General features: G+C 43.6%; 14 protein-coding genes and 1 pseudogene. 10 read left to right on the forward strand and 5 right to left on the reverse strand.

The annotated features are described in order from the left end of the window. Positions 1–90: 90 nt before the first annotated feature. The gene (locus tag L3V43_RS16090; protein WP_237117023.1) at positions 91–738 is read right to left on the reverse strand and encodes a hypothetical protein; all 648 of its coding nucleotides are present in this window, start codon (positions 736–738) and stop codon (positions 91–93) included. Positions 739–922: 184 nt separating this feature from the next. Between L3V43_RS16090 and L3V43_RS23825 the strand changes: the two are divergent. From L3V43_RS23825 to L3V43_RS16105, 3 genes and pseudogenes are all read left to right on the forward strand, one after another. After that, positions 923–1295, forward strand: a pseudogene (locus L3V43_RS23825) (ClbS/DfsB family four-helix bundle protein); the annotation flags it as partial. A gap of 289 nt (positions 1296–1584) precedes the next feature. After that, positions 1585–2085 (forward strand): GrpB family protein, encoded by a 501-nt coding sequence (locus L3V43_RS16100; protein ID WP_237117021.1) that lies wholly within the window; start codon positions 1585–1587, stop codon positions 2083–2085. Positions 2086–2200: 115 nt separating this feature from the next. After that, positions 2201–2872, forward strand: coding sequence for an SDR family oxidoreductase (locus tag L3V43_RS16105; RefSeq protein ID WP_237117020.1), 672 nt, complete (start codon positions 2201–2203; stop codon positions 2870–2872). A gap of 66 nt (positions 2873–2938) precedes the next feature. Here L3V43_RS16105 and L3V43_RS16110 read toward each other — a convergent pair whose 3' ends face one another. After that, the gene (locus L3V43_RS16110) at positions 2939–5545 is read right to left on the reverse strand and encodes an ExeM/NucH family extracellular endonuclease (protein WP_237117019.1); all 2607 of its coding nucleotides are present in this window, start codon (positions 5543–5545) and stop codon (positions 2939–2941) included. A 297-nt stretch (positions 5546–5842) separates the two neighbouring features. Here L3V43_RS16110 and L3V43_RS16115 point away from each other — a divergent pair, with 297 nt between their 5' ends. Next, entirely contained in the window at positions 5843–6577 is a 735-nt protein-coding gene (locus L3V43_RS16115) for a transporter substrate-binding domain-containing protein (protein WP_211865027.1), read from the forward strand. A gap of 113 nt (positions 6578–6690) precedes the next feature. Here the strand turns inward: L3V43_RS16115 and L3V43_RS16120 are convergent, their stop codons facing one another. Then, positions 6691–13833: an Ig-like domain-containing protein gene (locus tag L3V43_RS16120; protein WP_237117018.1), complete on the reverse strand. Its 7143-nt coding sequence runs from the start codon at positions 13831–13833 to the stop codon at positions 6691–6693. 506 nt (positions 13834–14339) lie between these two features. On the opposite strand from L3V43_RS16120, the gene L3V43_RS16125 reads away from it, so the two are divergent. The 6 genes from L3V43_RS16125 to L3V43_RS16150 all read left to right on the forward strand — a co-directional run bounded on the left by L3V43_RS16125 (position 14340) and on the right by L3V43_RS16150 (position 20848). Then, the gene (locus L3V43_RS16125) at positions 14340–16343 is read left to right on the forward strand and encodes an alpha-amylase family protein (protein WP_237117017.1); all 2004 of its coding nucleotides are present in this window, start codon (positions 14340–14342) and stop codon (positions 16341–16343) included. A gap of 179 nt (positions 16344–16522) precedes the next feature. Beyond that, positions 16523–17077 (forward strand): type 1 glutamine amidotransferase domain-containing protein, encoded by a 555-nt coding sequence (locus L3V43_RS16130; RefSeq protein ID WP_102058483.1) that lies wholly within the window; start codon positions 16523–16525, stop codon positions 17075–17077. A gap of 62 nt (positions 17078–17139) precedes the next feature. Further along, positions 17140–17604, forward strand: coding sequence for a pyridoxamine 5'-phosphate oxidase family protein (locus tag L3V43_RS16135; protein WP_010369644.1), 465 nt, complete (start codon positions 17140–17142; stop codon positions 17602–17604). A 216-nt stretch (positions 17605–17820) separates the two neighbouring features. Beyond that, a complete protein-coding gene (locus L3V43_RS16140; RefSeq protein ID WP_235367912.1) occupies positions 17821–18678 on the forward strand; it encodes a mechanosensitive ion channel domain-containing protein in 858 nt (285 codons plus the stop codon). A 10-nt stretch (positions 18679–18688) separates the two neighbouring features. After that, entirely contained in the window at positions 18689–19510 is an 822-nt protein-coding gene (locus tag L3V43_RS16145; RefSeq protein ID WP_237117016.1) for a CBS domain-containing protein, read from the forward strand. A gap of 3 nt (positions 19511–19513) precedes the next feature. Then, entirely contained in the window at positions 19514–20848 is a 1335-nt protein-coding gene (locus L3V43_RS16150; protein WP_237117015.1) for a magnesium transporter, read from the forward strand. Positions 20849–20905: 57 nt separating this feature from the next. Here the strand turns inward: L3V43_RS16150 and L3V43_RS16155 are convergent, their stop codons facing one another. Further along, complete coding sequence (locus tag L3V43_RS16155; RefSeq protein WP_010369631.1) at positions 20906–21118, reverse strand: cold-shock protein; 213 nt, start codon at positions 21116–21118, stop codon at positions 20906–20908. Positions 21119–21534: 416 nt separating this feature from the next. Continuing rightward, entirely contained in the window at positions 21535–22116 is a 582-nt protein-coding gene (locus L3V43_RS16160; RefSeq protein WP_237117014.1) for a hypothetical protein, read from the reverse strand. Between the last annotated feature and the right edge of the window lie 39 nt (positions 22117–22155).

Genomic DNA, 22155 nt, shown 5'->3' on the forward strand with positions numbered 1-22155 from the left:
ATGAGTGGTTAGATATTTATAATTATGAGCGACCTCATGATTCACTTGGCGATATGACACCAATTGGCTATCTTGAGGCTGCATAAAATTCTATGAAATAGCTGTACTAAATTGGGTGGAGTTACATGTGGACAAACCAGCCAACAATGGTCCATTCTGGTTGTCTTCAGGTTCGATACCTGGGCGCAGTGTTTTGGTGGCATTCCACCCAATGGTTGTGCAACGGTCAACCCCACTATGGAAATTAGCTCTAATGGGACCATAAAGTCTTGGTAAATCTAATGACCAATCTCCAAATATCTTATAGGAAGAACTTGATTGGCCCCCTTTAATTCGCTTGATCTTAAGTTTTAAGTCACTATTGGTCGGAATAATTAAGTCGGTTTGAGCGAAACCCACTTCTCCAGTGTAAGCATCATGTTGCTCGCCCAGCAAATCATGGGAAAGTACACCATAATTATCTGCTGCTACACTATATCGCTCTTCAGAGGTAAAAGCGCTCTCTGCTACCTCCTCTTCAGAGGTAAAAGTGCTCTCTGTTACCTCCTTTTCAGAGGTAAAAGTACTTTCTGTTACCCCCTTTTCAGAGATAAAAGCGCTCTCTGTTACCTCCTTTTCTTGAGCTATCGCTGCAGCGAATGGTATGAACCAAGCTGCAGTTAGAAGCGTTATTACCTTTAAGTTTTCTAGGATATAGCAACCCGTTAAAGTTGTTCTTTTTACTGATTCCAATTTCATTATATACATTCCTTTTGTTATATAACTGGAAGTACAATACATAGATGTAAAGTTTTAGTAAAGCAATTAAGTTTACATTCGGTTGAATATTAATCTTCATGGTTGGTTGAAGGTTCTTAATGTGAAACTAGTCCATTTTTTAGAAATGACTTTCAGAGACAAAGATCAAGATTGTATTTAAGATACACTCATTAGCGTTAGTGATACGGTGGCTCACTTGATTGGTTGGGAGAAACTCGTTCTTAAATGGCACCGCCTAAGCTCTCAAAATCAACACGTGATTGCCCAGAAACTAGCTATAAATGGAAGCAATTGGGCTCACTTGCCGAAAGCTTCCACGAAGAGTGTCGAGACTGGAAACTCGAAGCCTTACACATTGAACTTAAGCCTACGATTAACGAGTACTTTTACTTATGTCAAGCTTGAGTAAGCATGATTTCTACGGTATTGCGTAGTGTGAACAACGGGTTTTGGGGCGTATGACCCAGCTTAAAACGTCATCACCTATGAAAAGTAGGCGTACAAAAGTTCGACGCTTCAATCGAGAATTCATATAACAATTTAACAGTGATTCGCATAAGTAGCATTTTTACTAAACGTTGGTTTTTGTGATAAAGGTGGTGTGCAGATAGCACAGATAGCAGACACCTACCATAATATAAATGCAAATTATGGTGGGTGTCTGTGTTAGCCCTCCGAAGGTGGACTTTATCGGAAGCAGGGGACGAAAAACAGCTCGAAAACGTCAATTACCAAAGTGTTGATGTCGTGGTGATGAGCAAAGCTTTGCTTTAGCTGTATACTGTTCCAAACCAAACTTAGAGCAACTACAGGACTTTCCTTTCAATGGCAGACCAAGCTATTTCACTTTCTAAATATAATCAAGATTGGCCACGAATGTTCCAAGTGGAAAAGCTAAGGTTAGCGCCTTTGCTTTGCCCTTGGATTGAAGGTGGTATTGAGCATGTGGGTAGTACAGCGGTGGTTGGTATGGTTGCTAAGCCTGTGATAGATATTATGGTGGGTGTTAAGTCACTAGTGGTGTCAAAAGAAGCCATCCAAGTGCTCACTCAACACGGTTATTGTTATTACCCCTATAAAGCTGACGTAATGCACTGGTTTTGCAAACCAACGCCTGAGTTTAGAACCCATCACTTACACCTTGTTCCTTTCAATAGCCTACTTTGGCAAGAGCGTATTTCTTTTAGGGAAAAATTAAGAGCATCATCAGTTTTAAGAGCTGAGTATTGCGCGTTGAAGCAGGCGTTAGTACAAGAATACAAAGATGACCGTGAGCAATATACTCAACAAAAATGGCCGTTCATTAAACGGGTGTTGGGTTGTTAATTTAATGTTGATATTTTGGTTCTAAGCCCAATATAACGTAAAGCAGTAGTCAAGTACTAAATAATGAGGCTTGGCTCTGCTGTGATTTTTACGTTAGAGGAGTTGAAGAAAAGGAATGAAAGGAAAAAAGGTATTAATTGTTGGTGGGAGTACAGGTATTGGTCTCGCATTGGCAAAACGCGTAAGTGAAGATGGCGGTGAGGTATTAATAGCCTCGAGATCTGCATTTGACAAACAAGCTAGCATTAGAAGTCAGCCATATCTTGAAAGTTGTACTTGTTATTCGGTTGATATTACGGTTGAAAGTGAGATTAAAAACCTACTTGAGAAAATAGGAAAAATTGATCACCTTATTTTTACTGTTAAGTCTCCACTCATTGTTTCTCCATTTTTAGAACTCGACCTCAAAGAGGTTCGTCATGCTTTCGATACTAAGTTTTGGGGGCAGTATAGCTTTGCTAAATTGGCTCACGAATATATTAACGATGGCGGGAGTATTGTGTTTTCGTCGGGAACATTAGGTAAGCGGCCTTACAATGGGTACTCAACATTAAGTACGATAAGCGGTGCAGTTGAGTCACTTGGGAAAGCTTTGGCAATTGAGCTTGCTCCTATTCGGGTCAATACCGTTTCACCAGGATTTAAAACATTGAAAGAGTTGGAAGAAAAAATTCCTCTAGGTCTTGGAAGTGATTCTCAAATTTCCAATGCATATTTGTTTTTGATGAATGACAGCTATATAACGGGCGCATCGATAGTGAGTGATGGTGGGGCTATGCTCGTTTAGGAGTGACCTACAATGCCAAGAAAAACCCAAGAGCCTTGGCTCTTGGGTTTTACGTTAAAGCAGCAATTAATTCGCTTTTGTCGCTTTATATTTGATAGTTACATTGTAATAAGGGAATAGGCCGCGCAGGCGGAAATTCCATTTACCTTCTGCAGGCTCGTCAAATACACAGCTTTCTTCACTCCCCCAAAGGTATGGGCGACAGTCGTACTTGAAGAAGTTTGGCATTTTCTTATGGCGCACATATAGGTCTGCTTCGCCTTGACCTGTGATTGACACTTCTAGTTTATCAAAGCCCGCTGGTAGCTCGATTGAGCGATGTTGCCACCAGAACCAACCTGCAAGGCCTGTAAACTCGCCTTCAATAATCGTCGGCTCTTTAGCAAGGTTAAGGTCGATAACCACTGGGTCATGATCCGATGCGCGATAAGCGTGTGCTGCATAAAGACTTGCTTTGTGAGTATCTGATTTGTACTCAGTGTTGTAATCTAGCGCGACGGGTTCATCCGCATTGATATGCCAATCCGTCACTGACTTTACTTTTTCCATCATCGTGTTTGAAGCAAAGGCGTGATCTAGGCTACCGATACGCCCTTGATACACGTATGAATAATCTAAGCTATTGCCATGAAGCGTTTGCTTGATGTTGGCATAACCATTCTCGACATAGGTGTTGATTGGATCTTCCTGAGCGTAAGCATTCATGTCACCCAGAATTATTACATCATCTTCTGCAACTCCTGTCGGATTTGTGCCAAGCCAAGTCGCTAGGGTATTAACCGCAGTGACTCGAGTTTGGTTCCAACAACCTTGACCGTCATTTTGGTCTTGATCTAAGCCCTCAGCTTTTGAACAACTGCCTTTAGAGCGTAAGTGAGCCATTACCACAGTGAAGATTTCTTCGCCGTTTGCCTCTTTGAAAGTTTGTACGACAGGAGGACGGTTACCGTAATCAAATGGTACGGCTTCGGTAAATGCAGGCGTGCCTACTTCAGCTACTTTGTTACTACGATAGATGATACCGGATGTAATTGCATCCCCACCCACTTGGTCAACATTTAGGTTTACAAATGCGTAAGTATTAGCAGAGTCTGCTGCATTTAAAGCGTTAACGAGGTCGGCAATCGCACTAAACTCACCAAAGCCATCGTTCTCTACTTCTAGCAGACCGATAATATCGGCATCGAGCGCCGAAATTGCAGCAACCGTTTTTGCTTTTTGGCGTTCAAACTCTTCTAGATTGTCAGCGCCTCGTGACGTTGGGAAACCTGCACCTTGACCGTCACCATTGAAGTAGTTTAATACGTTGAAGCTAGCAATACGTAAATCTCCACGCACTTCTACCTGAGGTGCTTCTGTACGTAGATTAGTATGAACAAAGTTTGGTGTTGATGTTGGGTGAATACGGTATTGGCTATAACCATATCCCATTACACCCTCAAGGCCCGTCACAGAATCGCCCAGTCGTAAAGTGTTATAGGCATCTAGTGTGGGTGATGGGTAAGGAATAACGTCAGGGTTTTGTACTGATGAACCATCATCGAGTAAAATTTCTTTGCGCTTGTTCTCAGCTTCTAGCTGGTTTGCAGCATCACCAGGAGTAGCTACTTGAGTGCTCTGGTATAAACGTTCAGTACCTAAGCGTACTTCGCCGTAGCGTGCAAGTCCGTATGTATCGTTAACGACCAACTCATTTGAAATCGAAACCAACATGCCTTCGTAGGCTTCAAGACCATTCTCTGCAGGTAAAGTAACGGTAGTCGCTGAAGCCGTAGCAGAACCGCATAGCTCAATTGCGTCGACGTTAATGAGTTGAGTTTGACCATACTTCTCTTCAACTTTACCACGTAATTTAACCACATCTCCTGTGCTTACTGGAGTTGCGGTATATACGACAAAAATACCTTCGGAAGTATTATTATCAGCATCATAGTCAGTGCTTTCTTCTTGAAGGAAGAAGCCGCCAAGCCCTGCATCTGATTGTAGGCTTGCAGTGACAACAGCTTGAACTTCAACCGTTTCTCCAGCCAATGGACTTGCATCGCCTGCGCCCTGAATGGCACTGATCAAGGTATTATTTTCGCCACAAATAACTGGCTCTGGCTCAGGTACGTCACCGCCATTAATGTGGATACCTAGGTTGCTAAAATCATTCTTCGCAAGTGCAAGCCATTGTCCAGTGCCAACAAATGCAGAAGTTGCATCGGTGCGGCCAGTTGTTATTGCAGGATCTCTGACAAGCGTTTTATCTTTTGTTCTAATATCGCCATCAATCCATTCACTACCTGGGTCGACACCAACCTGACCTAGGCTATCAACAACTGCACCATTGAGCGTAAGCGTCACGGCATCATCACCATTAAACCAGCTACTTGTGTTTGTTAACTGTGCTTTTGCAATGATCTCTGCTGCTGAGTCAGCATGAGCAATAACATAAGTTGATTTAGCCGCAAGTTCACCACTTAGTTCTATATTCGTGCGAGCTTCTGTTGCGCCATTAAAGAAAAAGTTGACTGAGTAACCAGTTAGATTGACAGCTGCATCACTACCATTGTAGAGCTCAATGGCTTTGTTATAACTGCTACCTTCAACATACTCAGAGATAATCACCTCTGCTTGTGCATTTAGGCAAGCTAATGCAATAGCTGAAGCAAGGATAGATTTTTTAATCATTTTTTATTTTCCCGTGTATTAGAATTATCCGAATTTTTATTCGGACGCAGTATTTTAAGCGCTATTGATGACAATTCAATTAAACTTCACGGTTTGTTTACATTGGTTTACACTAAATTGTGTGTTGAAGGACAAAAGTCGTTGAATTTTATGCCATATTCAAACGTTGCCAGTGAGCAAGTATGTGTATATTTCGTGATGCAACGGTTGCGCTATACTCAATTAGGGTCGGAGCAAACATTTATAGCAAAGTTGTCAGCCAACTTAGTTTGAAGGTAAAAGTGGGAGAGAGTAGACATGGCGATAAAAAGTTTAAGACAGTCATGCCTCCTGCTTATTGCCCTGTCGTGCACATCATCTGCAAATGATGCCATAGTGGGGGCGCATAATGTTTGGCCTCCCTATGTCATTGATGAAGATTCTGGTTTTACTGTAGATTTAGTTCGTGCGGCATTTAAGGCAGAGAATCAAGATTTTGAAATGCTTATTACGCCTTTCAGTCGTGCCATGCGAATGGTAGAGAAAGGGCAGGTCGATATTATCCCCGCATTATGGCGTTCGGACAGTCGCGATGAACGTTTTATTTTTAGCAAAGCTTATTACAGTAACCGGCTGGTACTTATTTCACGTACAGAATCTGAGATTAACTTTGAGCACTTGGAAGATCTAAAGGGGTTGAGTGTATGCGCTATTCGGGGTTTTCGTTCTGAAATTGCGCTCGCGCAGATTTCGCAAATTCGTTTAGAAAAGCTCACAAATTTGACCTCTTGTTTATCACTCCTTAATAAGCAGCGAGTAGAAGCCGTAGTAAGCGATGAGCTTGCCTTTGCCTATTTACGGAGTCAACACACTGAATTTCATCACCTTAAAGTACATCAATCGACCATTGCACAATGGCCTCTTCATATCGGTATTAGCAAATCCCATCCAAAAGCAATGGAAGTTATTGAATTGTTCGATAAAGGCCTTTTACTACTACAGACTAATGGTATTTATAAAGCGACACTTAAAAAGTATCAATTAGATGAGTGAGTAACCGAGCATGCTCGGCTCTATCGCCACAGTGCTTTATCGCAAAAAGAAAGGGGTAATGAAGTGAAACTTCATTACCCCTTTCTAGTGTGGTTTTTAACCTGTTCAGGTCGTTAACGTGTTATAGCTTGCCACCGACGAGTTACTACAAATGCAAGGCTGAGCCAAATCAACCATACCGGCATACTACCACTATCACTCTTGTTCGTGACGGTATCAGTAGGTGCTTTGTTGACTGTAATATTCACACTACCTTGAACACTCGCTTCACCATCTGTGATTGTGTAGGTAACGGTTTCACTGCCAACAAACCCAGCATTTGACTGATAGGTTAAGCTGTAATCAGCATTAACTGCGACACTACCGTGCTGTGCCGTTGCCTCAGTTACTTGCAGCGTATCGCCATCGCTATCACTGTCGTTTGCTAGAACATTAATGGTAATTGGCTTTCCAGAAACAACTGTTGCAACATCGGAAACCGTTATGGGAGCCGTATTGGCAACTACAGTAATTACTACGCTCGCTCCTGCGGTTCCTCCATTACCATCGGTTATGGCGTAACTCAGCGTATCTACTCCGACATACCCCGTGTTTGGTGTATAGTACAGAGTATTATCTGGATTAATTTGTACATCGCCAAAGCTTGCTGAAGCATTTGCTACGGTGAGCATATCTCCATCAGCATCAGTGTCATTCGCTAAAACATCGATAGTAATATTGGTGTTCCACTTCATACTAATTGTATCGTCTAGCGCTACAGGCATCTGATTATTAGATAGCAGTACACCGACACCACCTGGATCCACAATACTACCGTTTGCTTCACCATCGTCATCATTGATACCACCATCTTCTATCTGAAGTTGCACACACCAATGTCCTTCTGTCAGGCCCTCAGACCAGCTTTCATCTCCTGGAGGAGGACAAATGCCAGGCTCACCTTCCGCACTAAAGACGAGGTTATTTGCGTCTTCCACAAAGTTCACCCAAAGACCTGAGGACGCTTTAAACTTACGATATACAGCATCTCTTGGGATAGGTAGGCGCTGTGGCATCACTAGCTGATATACTTGACCTGCTTTCGGTAGCCCGTAAGCAATAAAGTCAAACAAGCCGCCAGTGATTTGTGCATCATCATCGTCACCTAGTTGTGAATTACCCTCGTCATCTGTCATCAGTAGGCCACCGGTTTCACCACTAGCAGTAAACTCGCCCTTACGTAAACAGACTCCAGGGTTACCTTCGACTAAGAAGCCGTCCTGCGTCACTACTTCCTGAGGCATAACATTACACTCGGTGATAGCGTCTTGGAAATCAGGGATCCCGTCTCCATCATCATCGGCGTAACCCTCTTGACTATCAGGGATAAGATCGCCATCCGTATCTTCCGTATCAGATAACTGTTGCAATGACTGGGTCACTTGAATAAATACGCTCTCACTATCTTGCGCACTACTAGAGTCAGTTGCTGTATGCGTGATCTTGTATGTTCCCGCTTGCAGTTCTTGAGGGTTAAAGCTTAGTTGCAGTGTGTCCTCCGTATATTGATCGGAAGTCATACCTGTTACTTTCCATGCGTTCGTCACTGTGTCGCCAGCATTTGGATCGGCCACCGTTGCAGCGACAGATACAATTCCTTCATCTTGGCTAACGGTTAATCGGTTTTGGTTATTCTGAGTCACAACTAGTGAGACATCCGGCGCAATATTTTGCTCGCTCACTGTAATAGTGGTTTCCCGTTTTGCACCAAGGTTAATACCGTTATTTAAGCTGACCGTGATCGTCTCATCGCCCTCAAACTCTCCATCTGCAACTGTTTGAATTGAAATGTTGGCTTTCGTGCCCGAGCTTATCGTCACCGAGCCGCTACTCAAGTCATGATCAACACCAGATATTGCACTACCTGTTACGGTATAATCGACAGTTACAGGATATTGCGGAGCAGGGCCATTTAGTAGCACTTGAATATCTACCTTGCTGCCTTCAGCAATGACTTTATCTTTACTCAACGACACTAGCGGATTCACTCTCAACAACTGTTGATCTGTTCCTAAGTTACCGTCTGCGTCTGTTGCTTGCCAGTAGACGTTATGCTCTCCTGGTGCAAATATGGTTTTACCTTCTGTAAGCGTAACGGGTAAAGGTTCACCGCTGCTATTAAGTGCTGTCGCAGTACCCAGGTTTACCTTGGTAAATAGCCCTGTCGCATTAATCTCTAGATCTGCTGGGGCGGTGACAACAGGAGGTTCACCATTGACTGCACCACTTATTTCTAATAGTGCATTTGCTTTAGCTCGACCACCATGACCATCACGAATGGCGTAGTTCAGAGTAACAGAGCCCGCGAAGTTACTTGGCGCAGTGTACTGCAGAGCATTGCCGACTACGCTGGCGTTGCCTAAACTTGCCTTGACACCTTCAATAACGAGGGTATCACCATCTACATCGGTATCATTCGCTAGCACATCAAGGGTGAATGTATTATTAGCTGAACCATCAAGCTGGAAGCTATCACTATTCGCAATAGGTAAATCATTTACAGGTGTGATAGTCAATGTAACGGTATAGTTATCACTTTGCAGCTCTCCATCGCTTACTGAATAGGTAAAACTATCGTCCCCATTGAAGTCAGCTTCCGGTTGATATATCCAGCCTGTATCACTGCTGGTTAATGATCCATTTGTCGGCTGACTACCTATGGTCAGCGTTAAGGTATCATCTTCGGCATCTTGTAATGTCGGCAGAATAGTCAAAGAGGTATCTTCTTTAACAGTGAGCGAGAGGTTTTCACCTGCTGGTGCCGTATTCTCTGCAACCACTTCAAGGTTAAATGCTGGTAAACTCGCATTGTCAGTACCGTCACTAACGCTGATTTGAATACCGCTAGTCGTACCAATATCTGTCTCTGACGGAGTACCAGATAGCTCACCGGTTGATGCTGAGAATAGAGCCCAGCTTGGCTTATTAGTGATCGTAAAGCTTAATGTGTCCTCATCTTCATCCGTTGCAGCAGGTACAAAACTATAGTTTTCCCCCACTGTGACTTTTACGCCAGGAGTCCCACTTATCGTCGGTAAACGATTGATGTTGACTACGCTTAGCGTGAAGTTAAGGTTTGCGCTTTCATTACCATCACTAACACTGATTGTGATGTTGTATTGCTCACCACCATCATTAAAGGTAGGAGTACCTGTTAGCGTACCCGTTGTACTACTGAATGTAGCCCAATCAGGCGCGTTGGTAATGCTAAAGGAAAGGTTATCATTATCCTCATCGGAAGCACTAGGGGTGAAGCTATAAATTACTCCCTCATTCACAGTGGTTGCTGGCGTACCCGTAATGGTAGGTGCGCGATTTACATCTGTTACAGCGATTGAGAAGGTCAGATTTTGAGAGGCGCTACCGTCACTAACTGTAATGACTATGCCACTGTAAGTACCTGCCTGATTGAAGTTAGGAGTTCCAGTTAATGCTCCAGTAGTTGAACTAAATGATGCCCAGATCGGCTTATTGGCAATAGAGAAGCTTAGGTTGTCATTATCAGGGTCACTTGCGGTTGGTGTGAAATTATAAGTACCGCCTTCAAGCACTGAAGTGGATGGAGAACCACTAATTGAGGGTGAACGGTTCACATTTACAACATTAATATTAAAGTTCAGCGTTTGTGTTGCGGTACCATCGCTGACTGTTACTACAATACCGTTGTAGTCGCCAGCATCAGTAAAGCTTGGCGTGCCGCTCAAGGCTCCTGTACTGGTACTGAAAGTGGCCCAACTTGGTTTATTGGTGATACTGAAAGTAAGCGTATCTCCATCAGGATCAGAGGCTGTTGGAGTAAAGCTATAACTGCTATTTTCATCAACACTAGTCGCAGGTGTCCCACTAATACTTGGTGTGCGGTTCACGTTGGCGACAGTAATATCAAAATTTAAGGTATCACTGGCTGTGCCATCACTCACTGTAATAACAATACCATTGTATGCACCTGCATCGGTATAACTAGGTGTTCCCGTTAAACTACCGGTTGAGGTGCTAAAGGTTGCCCAGCTTGGTTTATTGGTGATGCTAAATGTTAAGGTGTCGTTATCTTCGTCGGTTGCGGTAGGCGTAAAACTATATGCAACGTTTTCGTTGACGGTCGCCGCTGGAGTACCGCTGATAACCGGTGCTTTATTTAACTCAACAACAAAGCTAAATGTTTGATTGGTAATTGCGGTAACACCGTCTTCCAAGCCATCCTCTAGTGAAAAGACAAAACTGTCACTCGCATTTTGAGAGTCGTCGTGGGCATAAAATAAGTTGCCATTTTCAATATCAGCTTGTGTGAACGTACCATTGCTGCCGAGCGCTTCACCACTGTCTAAGCTGTCATTACTGTTGGCATCAACAAAGAGGCTTCCGTGACTTGGCAAGGTAGTTACTGTGTACGTTAAACCTGTACCACTGTCATCAACATCGCTTGCAGACAGAGCTGAACTCGTGATGTTTATTGTTGTACCACCATCTAAGGTTAAACCCGTGTTAGTTGCGACAACGGGCGCATCATTGACGTTTGTAACCGTAATGGTAAAGCATTGCTCGCTGGTTTCAGTACCGTCGGAAACAATTAAACAAATATAGTGATCGCCAACATCGTCATTGCTAGGCGTACCCGTCAACGTCGTCTCTGCCGGTGATATTTTTCGAATTCGATGGTTGCCGGTATCTGCAACATAAACGATGCCATTGCTGTCTACTGCAATACCAAAGGGTTGGCTGAAGCGTGCCACACTCGCTAAACCATCTGTACTTCCTGAGACTCCGGCACTTCCTGCAAAAGTGGTTACTACGCCTGCACTGGTTATCTTGCGAATAGTGTGGCCCGTTTGCTCGGATACATAAAGGTTATCGGCGCTGTCTAGTGCGATATCGTATGGCTTATTAAAGCTTGCTTGCGTTCCTGTGCCATTAGCCGAACCCGCCGATCCCGTTCCTGCAAAAGTGGTTACAACACTTGCCGAGGTGACTTTACGAATAGCGTGATTATTGCGGTCCGCTATAAATAGGTCGTTGTTGCTACTACTACCGCCATTATAGGGGAAGTTGAATTTTGCCGATGTTCCTGTTGCATCAGTAAACCCAGAAGACCCTTTACTACCCGCAAACGTGGTCACGACGCCTGCAGGGGTTATTTTACGAACGATATGAGGGTTCGTTTCTACGACAAATAGATTTCCGTTGCTGTCAATCGTGATACCTGTTGGTGCAGCAAAAGTGGCTGCTGTGCCGGTTCCGTCCGTGCTACCAGGTGAACCACTACCTGCAAAGGTAGTTACTACTCCTGCCGGGGTGATCTTACGGATTTTATTGTTTGAAGAATCTGCAACATAAACATTGCCAGAAGCGTCAACTGTTACGGCTTTGGGAAAGTTAAATGAAGCAGCACTACCAGTGCCTTCATCAGAGCCTGCGGTTCCAGAACCTGCAAGTGTAGTGACAACGCCCTCAGGTGTAATTTTACGGATCACATGGTTACTGTAATCGGCAACATACACATTGTTGTTACTGTCGGTTGCAACGTCATAAGGAGATTTAAATGAGGCGGCAGTCCCAGTTCCATCGGCATAACCAGAGCTTTGACCTGCAAGTGTAGACACCGTTGCTTCTGTGCTTGTATTTAAGCTTAGCCAACTTGGAAGCGGGGTGCTAGCCGAGACAGAAACGGTGACATCATCTTTGTCAGGGTCGCTGGTGGCTATTGAATATTTGTACACTGAATCCTCAGTTGATGCAGTGACCGCTGTGGAAGTAAAGGTTGGCTTATCGTTGACTGCCGTGACGTTCACGGTGCTGGTTGCTGCATCACCATCAACGGTACCATCATTCGGCGTAACCGTGAGCGTCATTGCCGCTGTGTTGTCGGTTTCCGTGGTGATATTTAGCTTAGTCGTCACATCGAGATAGCTATTAAGCGCAGCCGCTGACCCACTTAATGTCATACTTGCAGTGCCACTTCCCGCCACCGTGACGCTGCTCACTGTGCCATTACCATCGGTGCTTGCGATGGAGCCACTGTCCAGAGCCAAGGTAACCGTTAAGCTGTCATCTTCGTTATCAGCTAAGACGACCGCTGATAGATCAACCGTTGTTGCGACATCTTCTGTCACAGTAAAGCTTGCTGGTAAGTTACTAATTGTAGGTGCGGTATTGGAAATATTGGCATCTAAATAGGCTGATTCATGCCATGCGACACAAATTAAATTCAGTGCGTTGTTACAGGGCACACTGCCTATTAAGGTATACCAACTGCCATTTTGGTTGGCAACACCTTTGACAGTATTAGAAGGTGAGGTTCCGCCCGAACAGTTATTCGCAGCGTTAAAAGTGCCTCCCGAATCGGAGAAACTCCAAAAATACTTAACGTTGCCCGAATTTTCTAGCATGTCGGACGCATTACTATTAAGGGCGCTAAGTGTGCCGTTGACAAAGTCATCCCAATTGGCGTCAGCAAGTTTAGTGCCTCCGCTATTAAAAACATTAACACTAGGTAGGCTGTAATTAGTGTCAAGGCTGGCGATGTCATCGGATGCAGAGAATGAAATTACAGCATGTGCTCTAACCGGTCCATTACTTACTGCTGTTGAAGCAGAACTATCAATAATATTGTTTAGACGGTTATGCTTGCGTAGAAATTTACTTTTGCATAGGGCATCTGCTGTGGTTCTTGCTTCTGCGGCAGTTGCTCCAAAGTAGCCATTGCCCAGCTCGCTGGTCTGATCTGCGTAATCAAATACAATGAGTTTATCAGAGGCTGGGAGCTCAGTGCCGTTACTAACGTAGTAGGCTTCGAACACTTCAGGTCTTATTGAGTTACTCGCAGGCAATAACGCAACGACGCCGTTGTAGCTGGCAAGGTCACCTCCAGAGAGCGTAACATGGTAAATTGAGCTGTTACCTGAGTCGACGGTGACTTGTGTGATTGATGCGGTTGTTTTACTACCTGTATCAATAGTTGTGTCGTTATTGGTGTCTTTTTCATCGCCTAGAATCGTAAAGTCACTGGCGGTTGGCGCAACGGTATGTGCGTTAACAAAGGTGACTTTAAAGACTAATTCATCTGCATTGGTAGTTTCGTCAGTTGGTGTGAGCCTTTCGACTTTTTGCCAATTTTCGAGTGCAAATGCGGATGAGGTTAAGGCGAAAAATATACTGCCAGCTATGCAGCTGTTAGAGACAATCTTACGAACACGGCTTAAAAGTGAGCGCTGTGTAATCATAATGACCCCTGAGTGGTTCAGTTACTAGGTTGATAACATTAATAGAACTGCTTCGGATGACATCTCTGTGGGTTTTTTATACAAAGATGTCATTTGAGTGTAGTTGATGTTTTGAAGCTTGGAATGACTCTTCTAAAAATTCGTAACCTAAAACAGAAACTTAGGGAAATCCTTGTTTTATTTATAACAATAGCTTTATGTCTGTCAAAATAAAAAATAAGAAAAAAATATTGTTTAATGTTGGTTTTTTGTATTTTAAAGCACGTGTTTATGTAATTATTTAATGGTTATTGATTTGTTAATTGCAATTTTCATGTTCTCGTATATGGCGAGCAAGGATTCAGTTGCTAGAGGAGTTCATTCATTGCTGAAGCTGAAATACTACTCGGTGTTTATGCTGTTTCTTAGTAAGGCTACTTGTTAGTAAAACTAATGCATACGTATTCAGTAGATTGTTTAGCTAGGAATTCTATATTGTTAATCTTGTGTGAATAAGAGGCGCAATAATGAAAAATATAAAACTAAACCAAGTTGCAGCGGGTGTGTTGTTAACATCCAGTTGCGTTACACCTGCACATGCAGCTGAAGGCGACCCAACAACATTCGTTCATTTATTCGAGTGGTCTTGGGCAGATGTTGCGACGGAGTGTGAAACATTTTTGGGGCCAAAAGGCTACGCGGCTGTGCAAGTATCGCCACCCAATGAGCATATCACAGGTGATCAATGGTGGACTCGTTATCAGCCAGTCAGTTATGAGATAGCGAGTCGTAGTGGTAGTCGAGCCGAATTTGCCGATATGGTCGCAAGGTGTAAATCTGCCGGAGTAGACATCTATGTTGATGCCGTTATAAACCACATGGCCCATGGCAGCGGCATCGGAGTTGCGGGTAACGCTTTTGGCAACAAACAATATCCTATCTATAGTCCACAAGATTTTCATAACACCTGTGCAATAAACCCTGAAGACTACGGTAATAATGCATGGCGAGTACAGCACTGCGAACTCGTAGGGCTTCATGATTTAGACACCGATGCGAGCTACGTACAAAATACCCTCGCGGGCTTTTTGAACGATTTACAGTCTCTGGGCGTGGCAGGGTTTAGGTTAGATGCAAGCAAGCACATGCCTGCAAGTGATATTGGCGATGTGTTAGCCAAGTTAAATCAACCAGCGGTCGTTTTCCAAGAGGTGATTGATCAAGGAGGTGAGGCGGTTTCTGCTTCTGAATATCATCAAAATGGCTTAGTCACCGAGTTTAAATACAGCATTAAACTGAGTGAGACATTTAAGCAAGGCAAGTTGGCTTGGTTAAAAAGCTTTGGCGAAGCTTGGGGTATGATGCCAAGTTATAAAGCCGTGGTATTTACAGACAATCATGACAACCAACGCGGGCACGGTGGTGCAGGCTCTATCGTTACCTTTCATGATGGTAAACTGTATGATTTAGCAAATGTATTTATGCTGGCATATCCTTATGGTTATCCTAAAGTGATGTCGAGTTACGAGTTTAATGGCGACACCGATGCTGGCGGCCCTTCGGTGCCTGTTCATCAAAACGCTAACCTCAACTGTACTAGTCAACTATGGCAGTGTGAGCATCGTCGCCCAATGATTGCAGGTGCGATGCAGTTTAGAAATCATACTAATGGCAATTGGACGGTGGCAAATTGGTGGGACAATGGTAATAACCAAATTGCATTTTCCCGAGGTGATTTAGGCTTTGTCGCTATTAACCGAGAATCTTCTAGTATGGTTCAAAGCCTGCAAACGGGGCTGGCAGCGGGCACCTATTGTGATGTGCTAAGTGGAGGTATCGGCCAAGGAAACTGCGCGGGTAGAAGCATCGAAGTTGATACCAATGGTTACGCACAAATTAATTTAGCTGCTATGGATGCCTTGGCCATTCATCATCAAAGTAAACTGGCAACACCACCAGAGATTGGTGATTGGCAACGCACATTAGTCTTTATTAAAGCAGAAACGCAATCTGGTCAGGATATGTTCGTCCGAGGTGGCCTTTATCATGCCGCAGCATTGCAGCGCGGGATTGATTGTAGCGCTGACCCTACGCTTTGCTCTTTACCTGTCAAACATTTGAACATGCGAAACATGACAACTGCTTCTTGGAAAGTGGCTGATACCAGATTGGATTGGCTAGCGGCTGAAGCTGGGCAGTCTAGTGACGCCCAAGGGAGTCCGCTGGATTGGACAACCAATATTTGGCCTGCTAGCTGGGGCGCGGAAAAGCGTTACGATAGCGATGGTTTTGGCGTCATGTCACTCAATCAATGGGGAGCGCATTACTGGTTGCTGGAAGTAGAAATGGACTGTAGCAAAACATTCAACGGTTGGTTTGAAGTAAAAGCATTCGTGAAAAATGGTCAAGGTTGGGAAGGGGATATTAACCAACAAGACACGCCATACACGAGCAATAATCACTTTGCTCAATGCGGAAAATTGAACGTGTTTGAGTTTGGCACAAACTCAGCCTCTATCTCTTCATTATAATAAAGATGGACTAGGGCTAACCTAGTCCAGATTTACATTCCTCTGTTCTGTAAAGATTACATCCGATCAATACACTAATCTTTAATATTTATATATTTCATAAGGTTATATGATGGTATTGATTCTGCATAAGTATCCGCATCTACCTCTACACCAGCAACGTATTGAAGGAGAGAATGATGACGGAGTCAGACAATATTTCAGTCGCGATCTTAGCCACTGACGGGTTCGAACAAAGTGAGCTGATTAAACCTAAGCAGGCGCTTGAAAGCGCTGGATTTAATGTTGATATCATTTCATTAAAAAAGGGAGATATTACCGCTTGGGATGAAGACAATTGGGGTGAGAAAGTCGCCGTTGATTTAACCTTGGATGAAGCCATACCCAGTAAATATGCGGGGCTCGTTTTACCAGGCGGGTTATTCAACCCAGACAGACTAAGGCAGGAAAAATCTGCGGTTAAATTTATTCAGGCCTTTTCACAGTTTGGAAATAAGCGTCCAATTGCGGCGATATGCCACGGCCCTTGGCTGTTAATCGAAGCCCAGTTGGTAGAGGGAAAAACGCTTACCTCTTTCCCAAGTATCAAAACCGATCTTAAAAATGCAGGCGCAGACTGGATTGACCTTAAAGTTGCGGTAGACGACAACTTGATCACAAGTCGCAATCCAAATGATCTTGATGCCTTTAATGAAGCAATTATTGAGGCTCTGCAACAAGATACTATCAATTAATCGAAAGAGTGGGTTTGTGCCGTTTCAAGTAGACGCTAATTGATATAAATAAGGAGAAGATAATGTCAGACATAAAGAAAACTTTTTGGGAAGCGCTAGACAGCAGCCCCAATGTGATGATTGGTTTGAGTGATGACAATAATCACCATGAGCCAATGCGAGCACAGTTGGATAAAGACGCCAACGGCGAGTTTTGGTTTTTTACCAGCAAAACAAATCGTATTGCTAAGTGTGGCAAAGCAACCGCACAATTTTCCAGTAAAGGGCATAATGTATTCGCTTGTATTCGCGGACACTTAATCGAAGAAACAAGACAAGACGTACTTGATGCCCATTGGTCAAGGCAGGCAGAGAGTTGGTTTGAAAAGGGTAAAGATGACCCAGAGCTTATCATGCTCCGATTTGAACTGGACGATGCTGAAATTTGGCATGTTAGCCCTGACTTGAGCGGCTTATTAAAACTAGCCGTGGGCAAAAATGTGGAACCGGAAGAAATGGGTGAGCGAGAAACCATCCGCTTTAGGTAGCTATATCACCCAATGTAAAGAAACAACTAGGGCGCAAAGACGGTACTTGTTTTTGCGCCTTAATTGCTTCCATTCTCTCAAAGATGTTCCCAAACGTATTGTTAGTAGTTTAAATATTTAGGACTTAGGGGAATTCTCTGGACAACGGCTAACACTGTGATAACAATGAATGTATTGATTTAAAAGTAAGCTGTTTTAGCGAATTCAGGAGTTTACATGGCCACCGAGGGTACCTTTGATAATTGGCAACACGCCTTATCTGCCAGTTACGAGCAATTAATCAATCAACTTGTGACTCATACTCCGCAACTATTGGGCGCGGCACTCATGCTGTTTGTCGGTTGGATAGTGGCTTGGCTATTGAGCAAGCTGACTATTTCGTTATTTAAGCTTTGCAATCGTGCATTGGCGGGTTTAAGTCAACGAGTGCAAACCGAACAAACGCTTCAGCTAAATCTAAAACACGCTCGATTAATAGGGAAAACCGTGTTTTGGGTCACGATGATGTTTTTTATCGCAGCGGCCACATCCAGCCTTGGCTTAAACTTCTTCAGTGATTGGATCTCCTCGCTACTCAGTTACTTACCAAATCTACTCGCTGGGATATTTATTATTGTTGGTGGTTATCTGCTTGGCAATTTGGCCAGTGCCATGGCAAGAGCCGGAGCGCAGTCCGTTGGGTTTGCGCGAGTTGAAGTCGCGGGTAACATAGCCAAGCTCGCGATTCTATTTACCGCAACGGTAATAGGTATTGAGCAATTAGGGATCAATATTCAATTTGTGACCAATATGGTGGTGGTGCTGACAGGCGTACTGTGTGCGGGAGTTGCATTGGCTTTTGGTCTTGGGAGTCGAGAGCTAATCGCAAATACTGTTGCGGCAAAACAAGCGCTGCGTCACTGTCGAATTAACGATCAAATTGAAATTGCAGGCGTTTCAGGCACGCTCACCGAAATCACGGCAACGATGTTAGTGATTGAAACCCAAAAAGGGAGAACCCTAATACCGGCAAGGCAATTTTTAAAGGACTCGGCACATATTACCGCGACACACAGTCATTCAAGTAAGCAGTAGGGAGGGCTCTATGTCAGCGTTAAACCTCAAAATTGCGCAACACTTTTTACAAGAAGAGCCAGCAGGCGCCGCGCGCTTACTTTCTTTGCAAACGCCAGATGTCGCTGCTGAGTTACTAAAAACGTTACCAAATGAAGTTACTTTAAACGTACTTAAAGTCATGCAGCCTCGCAGTGCAGCGGAAATTCTGATAACGCAAACGGATGTGGATATTGCGAGATGGCTAGGTAAAATGAAGTTGGCTGATATTGCTGCTATCTTAAGGCATTTACAGGACGAAGAACTTGCTCGTTTTCTTAATCTCATTTCAGTAAGACGACAAACTCTCTGTAAGATGTTAATTAGCTACCCTGATTATACTGTGGGAGCGTGGGTTGAGACGGACGTATTAATTCTTGAAGAAACAATGACAGTTGAGGAGTCACTACTGCGCTTAAAAAAGCGTGACTATATCGGGTTTGCGCTAGTTTATGTGGTAAATCAGCATCGCCATGTGGTTGGTCAGTTGTCACTAACTCATTTGCTTCGAAAAGCGCCGCAACAGAAAATTGCAGATTTGATGGATACTCACGTCGTTTCTCTAAGTGGTTATACCGAGTTGCATAGTGCATTGAAATCGCCCGTTTGGGCGCAACAAGATCAGGTTGCAGTTGCCAATCGAAGTGGTGATTTTATTGGGGTATTGCCACATTACAGAGTGAGAAGTGCACTTGGCCGAATGGACGAAACACAAGACAAGCCAAGTGAATCTTTAGATTTATTAGATGCCTATACCAGTTCGTTTGTCAGTATGTTAGATACATTGGTGCCAGTTAAGGTCAAGGGGAAGTAAGCGATGAGCGTAGCGAAAGATACATTAGAGTCAGCGGTAGAGCAGCTCAGTGATGAGTTTTTAAGTAAGTTTCCGCTCAAAAGTGCGCAGCTCCTTGGCACTTTACCTCCAGACGAAGCCGCTGAATTATTACAACAGCAGGCACAACATATCATTTATCGTTTATGGAAATATTTGCCGCCGGGAGCCGCTGAACAAATTTTCCAGCAATTCCCTGTGGAATATCAAGCACAATTTATCGCGAGCCTAGATAGCCATATTGCAGTTGGGCTATTAAACAAGCAGTCGCTGGAAGCGTTGCAGGTATTACTTGCTCAATTAAAGGAACAGCATTCAACCATAGCCGATGAACTCAGCGATTTGCTGGTTTTTCCTGAAAATACCGCTGCGAGAATGATGAACAAAAAGGTGCAAGCGTTTTACTCAGATACAACACTACGTGAAGTGCTCGCGCAGCTGAAGCGATTAGACGGTAAAGTGCCAGACGTCATCTACGTATTAAACGAGCAGCAGGATTTAGTGGGCGAGACTACACTCAATGTTTTAGTGGGAAGCTCCTCAAGTAAAACACTAATGCAGGTTGCGACGCCGATCCGAGTCACGCTAAATGTGATGGATCATAAAGATCAGGTCGTGGAAGCGTTTGAAGGGCACAAAGTGCGAGCAATTCCAGTACTTGATGCGCAGCAACAGCTAGTTGGGCAGATCCGATTTTTTGATGCCTATCAGTCAACCAAAGAAGATTTAGCGAGTGATATGCAGACCATGGTAGGTGCAAGTAAAGACGAAAAAGCCCTATCAAGTAGTTGGTTTGCAGTAAAGAAACGGCTTCCGTGGTTACAAATTAACTTGTTAACTGCATTTGCAGCCGCTGCCGTAGTGGGGGCATTTGAGGGATTGATTGCTCAAGTTACCGCTTTAGCTATTTTGCTGCCAGTAGCAGCTGGGCAGTCGGGTAACGCAGGGGCTCAAGCTTTGGCTGTAACGATGCGAGGCTTAACACTACGAGAAATTTCAACGCGACACTGGTATCAGGTGATGCTAAAAGAAATGATGGTTGGGCTGTTAAATGGCATAGCAATAGCGGTTACTTGTGGCATTGGCGTATATTTGTGGAGTGAATCACTCGGCCTTGCACTTGTTATTGCGCTGGCGATGATATCGTCTCTTGTCATTGCGGGAAGCTCAGGTGCCATTGTACCAATAGCATTGAAAAAATTTGGACTCGATCCTGCGCAATCTTCATCAATTGTACTTACGACAATTACAGATATAGCGGGTTTTATGTCATTTTTGGGGATTGCGTTGTTACTGTCAGATATGTTGCCGAAAGGCTAAGTGAGGAGTGGGGGAGTTCGTAGAGCTAGTGCAGGCACTAGCTCTGAGCAATACGTATTAGTTAACTACTACGTTGCTTGCTTGAGGACCTTTCTGGCCTTCTTCAACTGTGAAAGACACTGATTGACCTTCAGTTAAAGTTTTGAAACCGTCAGAAACGATAGCACGGAAATGTACGAATACATCTTTACCGCCGTTTTCTTGAGTGATGAAACCAAAACCTTTCTCTTCGTTGAACCACTTAACTGTGCCGTTTACTGTGTTAGACATAATTGAAACCTTTTTCAAAAAATTAAATATGTGGTGAAAATCACCGATAAAGCGATAGATAAAACTTAGCTAGTAACGCATTGGTATATCTATAAACGACTTTTTAAAAAAAAGAGTATCAAGAAAAAACAGTGCAGCAGTAGTAAGTGCTCTAAGTATCTAAAGCCTGCATATAGTATAGCGTTCTGACGGCGCTGTCCAATGAAGTTTGCAACTTTTTTGTTTGAAAAGTGAGCAAAAATGAATTTTGAGCGGATTTATTGGTGTAACTTTGATTGGAATGGACGAATTTGAAAGATGTGTTTTCTAGTCTTGTGTGTTTAAAAGCTACTGCTGTATAAGACTTCACTTAGCGGTATTAGAGTGAATACCTATTTGCTCGGAAGCGCTAAGATATAACGCCTCCAAACTTTTAACTACTTGTATCTGTTGATCTCGACTCGGATCACCCCATCTTCGGGCGTTGAATTAAAATAGAAGGGGTGAGCTTGCCAGCGTTCATCACTCCCAAATATTTCACCAACAGCCGCTGCGGTTTCGATTGGTTCGTCTTTATTGATATATATATCCACTCGACAGGCCGTTTCACGGCAATCAATATTAGTTACGCGCAGCTTGTTTAGGATTTCGTTTTCCATGAAAAAATAATGAATTTGATCGGAAAATTCGAATGCCCAGGTTTCGTCTACAGATTGCTCGTTAAACCCTTTATCTTTTGAAGGCGTGATTGTTCTTTCGTCACTTTCTTTAGGTGTTTTAATTTCAGTATATTGGTTAGTGCTATTCTCATCTGCAAACTTACCATTAGGCTTTGGCTTGCTGATAGCTACTTCTTCGAGGTGTGGCTTTACATTGTCGGAAGCCTTAATGTTGCTGGAGAGAGCAGCGATACGCTCCTCCAAATTATCTCGCTCAAGCTCTAAGTCTGAGATTACCGTATTCAGATAGATAGAGTAAGCAGCTAATAAAATAGTCCCTATTGCTGTAAGGTATCGCATAGTAAATCCTTGTTTATTTTGTAATTATTGTATTTTTAA

This window comes from Pseudoalteromonas sp. L23 (assembly GCF_021728455.1).
GTDB lineage: Bacteria > Pseudomonadota > Gammaproteobacteria > Enterobacterales > Alteromonadaceae > Pseudoalteromonas.